The organism is Streptomyces phyllanthi, from assembly GCF_009377205.1.
In the GTDB taxonomy this organism is placed as follows: Bacteria; Actinomycetota; Actinomycetes; order Streptomycetales; family Streptomycetaceae; genus Streptomyces; species Streptomyces phyllanthi.
This window is the reverse complement of sequence record NZ_VJZE01000536.1, coordinates 1-5,751: the sequence shown is the minus strand read 5'-3', so window position 1 is coordinate 5,751 and position 5,751 is coordinate 1. Positions and strand designations below refer to the sequence as shown.

The 5,751-nt window shown below is 72.5% G+C and carries 5 protein-coding genes and 1 pseudogene; 2 read left to right on the top strand and 4 right to left on the bottom strand.

Translation table 11 applies throughout. From position 1 onward, the window contains the following. The 4 genes from FNH04_RS40200 to FNH04_RS40185 form a co-directional block, all read right to left on the bottom strand. On the bottom strand, positions 1-811 hold an 811-nt coding region (locus FNH04_RS40200), incomplete at its 3' end, for a beta-ketoacyl synthase N-terminal-like domain-containing protein (protein ID WP_322725256.1). Then, complete coding sequence (locus FNH04_RS40195) at positions 808-2,079, bottom strand: beta-ketoacyl-[acyl-carrier-protein] synthase family protein (protein ID WP_152791098.1); 1,272 nt, start codon at positions 2,077-2,079, stop codon at positions 808-810. The genes FNH04_RS40200 and FNH04_RS40195, both read right to left, overlap by 4 nt. Beyond that, on the bottom strand, positions 2,076-2,405 hold the full coding sequence (locus FNH04_RS40190; RefSeq protein WP_152791096.1) for a TcmI family type II polyketide cyclase: 330 nt from the start codon (positions 2,403-2,405) through the stop codon (positions 2,076-2,078). Before FNH04_RS40190 ends, FNH04_RS40195 begins: the two co-directional genes overlap by 4 nt. 26 nt (positions 2,406-2,431) lie before the next feature. Next, a complete protein-coding gene (locus FNH04_RS40185; RefSeq protein ID WP_152791094.1) occupies positions 2,432-3,901 on the bottom strand; it encodes an FAD-dependent monooxygenase in 1,470 nt (489 codons plus the stop codon). 687 nt (positions 3,902-4,588) lie between these two features. Here FNH04_RS40185 and FNH04_RS48240 point away from each other — a divergent pair. Further along, on the top strand, positions 4,589-5,356 hold the full coding sequence (locus FNH04_RS48240; protein ID WP_228031899.1) for a hypothetical protein: 768 nt from the start codon (positions 4,589-4,591) through the stop codon (positions 5,354-5,356). Between the two features lie 244 nt (positions 5,357-5,600). Further along, positions 5,601-5,731: pseudogene (locus tag FNH04_RS49635) on the top strand (IS630 family transposase); the annotation flags it as partial. Positions 5,732-5,751: the final 20 nt, after the last annotated feature.

The window sequence follows — 5,751 nt, the reverse complement described above, 5'->3', positions numbered from 1 at the left end:
GGCGTCCGCTGCCGGGGGCGGGGTCGAAGGTGGCGCCGTACCCGGCGATCTCGCCCAGGACCCGGGCGCCCCGGCGGTGGGCGGCGGCCTCGTCCTCCAGCACGAGCAGGGCCCCGCCCTCGCCGGGCACATAGCCGTGCGCCCGGGCGTCGAAGGGCAGATAGGCCCGGTCGGGGTCGCGGGTCGTGCTCAGCCGGCCCCCGGCCATCTGGGCGACCCAGCCCCAGGGGCAGAGCGAGGCGTCGACGCCGCCGCTGAGGATCAGCGGGGTGCCCTTGCGGATGTGCCGGCGCGCCTGGGCGAGGGCGTCCAGTCCGCCGGCCTGGTCACTGACGACCACGCCGGAGGGGCCCTTCATGCCGTTGCGGATCGAGATCTGACCGGTGTTGACGGCGTAGAACCAGGCGAACGACTGGTAGGCGCTGACGTACTGGCTGCCCTTGCTCCACAGGGCCTGGAGCTCTTTCTGGCCGAACTCGAAGCCGCCGGAGGCGCTGGCGGTGACCACGCCCATGTCGTAGGCCGGCAGGTCGGCCGGGCGGATCCCGGCGTCCGCGAGCGCCCAGTCGGCGACCGCGAGGGCGATACGGGTCATGCGGTCGGTCTGCGGCAGCAGCCGGCCCGGCAGATGGTCCTCGGCGACGAAGCCGGGCACCTCGCCGGCCAGTCCGACGGGGTAGGAGTCGGCGTCGAAGCGGCTGACGGGTCCGATGCCGCTGCGCCCCGCGACGGTCGCGGCCCAGTAGTCCGCGGTGCCGAGGCCGTTGGGGGCGGCCACGCCGATGCCGGTGACCACGGTACGGGTGCTCACCGGTCACCTCCTTCCGGCCTGGTCAGCACCATGGCGCTCTGGAACCCGCCGAAGCCGCTGCCCACGGTGAGGACGGTGTTCGTCGGCCAGTCCCGCGCGGTGAGCGGGACGTAGTCGAGGTCGCACTCGGGGTCGGGGGTGTGCAGGTTGGCGGTCGGCGGGACCACGTCGTTCTCCAGGGCCAGGGCGCTGGCCGCGATCTCGATGGATCCGATGGCGCCCAGGGAGTGCCCCACCATCGACTTGATGGAGCTGACGGGCACCCGGTGGGCGTGCTCGCCGAGGCTCCGTTTGAAGGCGGCCGTCTCGTGCCGGTCGTTCTGCCGGGTCCCGGAGCCGTGGGCGTTGACGTAGTCGACCTCGTCCGGGTGTACGGCCGCCTCGTGCAGCGCGGCCGTGATCGCCTCCGCCATCTCCGCGCCGTCGGACCGCAGTCCGGTCATGTGGTACGCGTTGCTGCGCGAGGCGTAGCCGGCGATCTCGGCGTAGACGTGGGCACCGCGCGCGCGGGCGGCGCCCAGCTCCTCCAGGACGAACACGGCGCTGCCCTCGCCCAGGACGAAACCGTTGCGGCTGGCGTCGAAGGGGCGCGAGGCGTGGGCCGGGTCGTCGTTGCGGGGCGTGGTGGCCTTGATGGCGTCGAAGCAGGCGAGGGTGATCGGGGAGATCGGCGCGTCGGTGGCGCCGGCGATCATGACGTCGGCGGTGCCCTCGCGGATGAGCTGGCAGGCGTGCCCGACCGCGTCGATGCCGGAGGTGCAGCCGGTCGAGACCACCGCGACGGGGCCTTCGGCGCCCACGGACCAGGCCACCTCGGCCGCGAACGAGCTCGGCACGAACGCGTCGTAGAGGAACCGTCGCGCGTAGGCGTGGTCGACCAGCTCCAGCCGGCCGCCGTCGCTGACCACCCGGTACTCCTCGTCGAGGGTCATGGTGGCGCCGACCGCGCTGCCGATGGTGACGCCGGTGCGGTGCGGCGGCAGCAGCGCGGGCTGCAGCCCGCTGTCCTCGACGGCCTCCCGCGCGGCGACCACGGCGAACTGCGCCGCGCGGTCCATACGCCGGATCTGCTGCGGTCCAAGCCCGTGCTCCTCGGGGTCGAAGTCGACCTCGGCGGCCACCCGGGACCGGAACGGGGACGGGTCGAAGGTGCTGATGGCCCGGGTCGCGGTGCGTCCCGCGCTGATCAGCTCCCAGAACGCCTTGGTGCCGGTGCCGCCCGGGGCGATCACCCCGATGCCGGTGAGGGCCACGCGCCGGCCGCTCATGCCGGGGCCTGCCAGTGGTAGAAGCGGCGGGCCATGGCGTCGGCCGGGGAGCGCCAGGTCTCGGGGTCGTACGCCTGGATGAAGGGCTTCAGGTCGTCGCTGATCCGGCGGAAGCGGGCGTCGTCCTTGGCCGCCTCGATGCGCGTGCCGCCGTCGTCGCCGTCGAAGTCCTGGAGGTGGAAGTACAGCCCCTGGTAGGAGAAGAGCTGCCGGCGTCGGGTGCCCATCCGGTGCGGCATGTCCGTGTCGTCGAATTCCTGGAACAGCCGGCCGACGTCGTCCATCGACGCGGGGGCCATCCGGGCGACGATCAACGTGCTGTGCATGGTGCCTGCCTTCCTGGGTGAGGAGTTCAGCGCGGGGGTCCGAACCAGTGGCCGAGGGCCTCGGCGGGGCCGGTGCCGCTGCCCGGCGAGGTCCACGCCACGTAGCCGTCGGGCCGGACCAGGACGGCTCGCGTCCCCTCCAGCGGGCTGCCGGGCCTGAGGTCGTGCGGGGTCGCGGTGACCACGTCGACGCGGTCGGCCCAGCCGCCCGCCGTCTCCCGCAGCCGCGGGTCGTCGGCCAGATCGAGCAGGACGCCGCGGGCCGGGTGCAGAAGTTCGGTGCTGGTGGTCTTGCCGGACGCCGTGATCAGTTCCTGGCGCGGCATCCGCATACCGAGCAGGGGGTGGTCGCCGGCGCCGAGGTCGTAGCGGATGTCGAGGCCCGAGACCATGCCGGCCAGATGGCGGCTGACGTCGTCGTAGCGGATCAGCTCGGCCAGGACGTCGCGCAGCGGCTGCATCTCGTCGCCGCTGAGGAAGAGCATCCCCTGGGCCTGGGTGTTCATCAGCAGGCGTCGGCCGACGGGGTGCCGCTCGGCGTGGTAGGTGTCCAGCAGGGTCTCCGGGGCGCGCCCCGAGGCCACGGCGGCGAGCTTCCAGCCGAGGTTGGCGGAGTCCTGGATGCTGACGTTCATGCCCTGGCCGCCGGCCGGGAGGTGCACGTGGGCGGCGTCGCCGGCGAGCAGGACGCGGCCGCGCCGGTACGCGGTCACCTGCCGGGCGGGGTCGCCGAAGGCGCTCACCCAGACCGGCCGGCCGTGGGAGATGTCCTGTCCGGTGAGCCGCTGCCAGGCGGCGGCGACCTCCGCGTAGGGCGGCGGTTCGGTGCGGCGGCGGGCGGGTGCGCCGCGCTCGCAGACGATGATGCGGTCGACACCGTCGCCGAGCGGGGCGGACATGACCATGCCGTTCGGAACGGTCTCCCCGATCGGGCGCGGGGTGATCTCGCACCCCCGGATGTCGGCCAGGAACATCTCGCGGGTCGCGGAGGCGCCGGGGAAGTCGAAGCCGGCCTGCTTGCGCACGGTGCTGCGCCCGCCGTCGCAGCCGACGGCCCAGCGCGCGGTGAGCCGGCGCGGCCCCTCGGGGCCCCGGGTCTCCAGCACGACGTGGTCGCCCTCGTCCGCGACGCTCTCCACCTCGTGACCGCGGCGCAGGTCGACGCCCAGGCCCAGGGCCCAGGCCTCCAGTACGGCCTCGGTCTTCGACTGCGGTACGGCCTTCACGCCGTAGTGGGCTCCTTCGAGCACCCCGAAGTCGACGGGCTGCCCGCCGAAGTGGCCCTGGGTGCTGGTCTCCACGGGACCGAAGGCGGGCAGGATCCCGCGCTGGTCGAAGACCTCCATGGTGCGGGCCGTGAAGCCCAGGCCCCGTGACTCGCCGGTGGGGGCGGGGAGCCGTTCGAGCACGATGACGTCGACGCCGCCGAGCCGCAGCTCCCCGGCCAGCACGAGACCCGCGGGGCCCGCGCCCACAACAATGACAGATGCGTCCATGAATTCTCCCGGTACAGACCCTCGGAATTCCGCCGGAAAGCCCTCGGATGAGCACCCGGGCGACAGATGTCGACGGAATATGGAGACTCGCGGTCGGTGCGCAAGGACTGCTGGAGACGATTCCTCGACAGCAGTGGGGAAGTTACCCAACAGCTTCTTCGCCGGACCCCGTGAAGTCAAGAGGGAATTTCTCGGGCTCAGGTCGGCCGACCGGAGCGGGCCACTCATGGACACACGACGGCGGAAGCTACTCCATACCCTCTTCGCCTGAATCACAGAAATCAACACGGCCAGTCGACCGGTTACGCAAAGAGAGTCAATTCCAGGGCCATGGCTACAGGTGAGCGTGAGCGGACCGTCAGAGGAACGCAAGATTGTGATCCCGCCCACACACAAGCCCACGCCTCTCACCGAAACCTGACATCGACTTGACGTGGCGCTGCACTGTCTACGACTCCGGCGAATTCTCCGGAAGCCGCCCTCAGGAATGAGAAAGACGCATTGCCCGGCCGACGTCCTGCGATATCTCCTGGGATCCGTTCACCGAGCGAACGGGGAGAAATGTCAGAGATCAGGCCCGTCATGGCCACCGTGACCGTCACGACTTCCACCGGGGAATGCCGTGGAGCCGCCTGCAGAGCCACCCGGCGATCCGGAGCACCGGACAGGCCGACGGGTACCGCGAGGTTGCTGTGCGCGTCGTGCGGTGATTCCCTCGCGCAGGTTCTGCGCGCGCTGCCACGGCTGTATGAGGAGTGCGGGCGGCTGCTGGGCGGGGCCGAGCGCCCGCGGGAGCGGACCGGCGGAGGAACGGGAACTCCGCGGGGCATTCCCCTCAACACCGCGGCCGTCGAGGTGCGGGCCGACATGCTCGCGACGCTGGCGTCGTGGTCGGGGCTGATGGCCGAGGAGAGCGGGGAGTCCGGCCCGGAGCGCTCCGTCACGGAGTTGGCCCGCTGGCTCGTGGCGCGACTGCCGCGGTTCGCCGTGCATCCGGCGGTCGGCGACTTCTCGGCGGAGCTGCACCGGCTCGCGGCGGCCGCCCGTGAGGTGGTCTCCCCCGACGGGTCGCAGCGGGTCGAGGTCGGCCGGTGTGTGGAGGCGGGGTGCGACGGCCGGCTCGTCGCCCGGTCGGCGGCCGGGCCGGGTGGCCTCGGCGAGATCCGCTGCGACAGCGACCCGGACCACCGGTGGGTGGAGTACGAGTGGCCCCGGCTGCACCGGCGCCTGGCGGCACGCGACCGCGGGACGAGCGGAGGCACGGCGACCGCCGTACGGCACTGGCTCACTCCGCAGGACGTGTCCCGGCTGTGGAGTGTCCCCATGGGGAGCGTGTACCGGCTGGCCAGCGAACACGAGTGGCGTCGCGAACGGCGCGCGGGACGGTCGTACTACGACGAGGCGGACGTACGACGCACCTTGGCCGCGCGGATGCCGACGAGCCGGTCCGCCTAGGCCCTGCGGTTCGGATCAGGTCGGCCGTGAGGTGCGGTGCGGTGCGGTGCGCTTCGGCCGAGCCGAGCGCGGGGGGAGCGTGCGGCTGCGAGGCGGAGGAGGCTGTGACATCAGCCGCTACCGCGGCGGGCGACTCGATGGGGGTCCCGGGGTCCCCCTCGAAGGGATTGGGGAGTGCGTGCGTGGCCGCAGGTGGTGAAGGTGCCGGTCCAGCACCTCAGCACACCTGGAGCGCTGATCGTGGGCCGGTGACCGGGAGGTGGCCGGCGGGTTCCGGGTGACGCGGGTGCCGGCGAACCACGGTCGGCGGGCGTTGGCCGAGGGTGGTCGGCAGGCCTGGCCCCCAAGGGCCCCGGCGGCGCCCGCCTGCACCTGTCGCTGATACACATCTGACG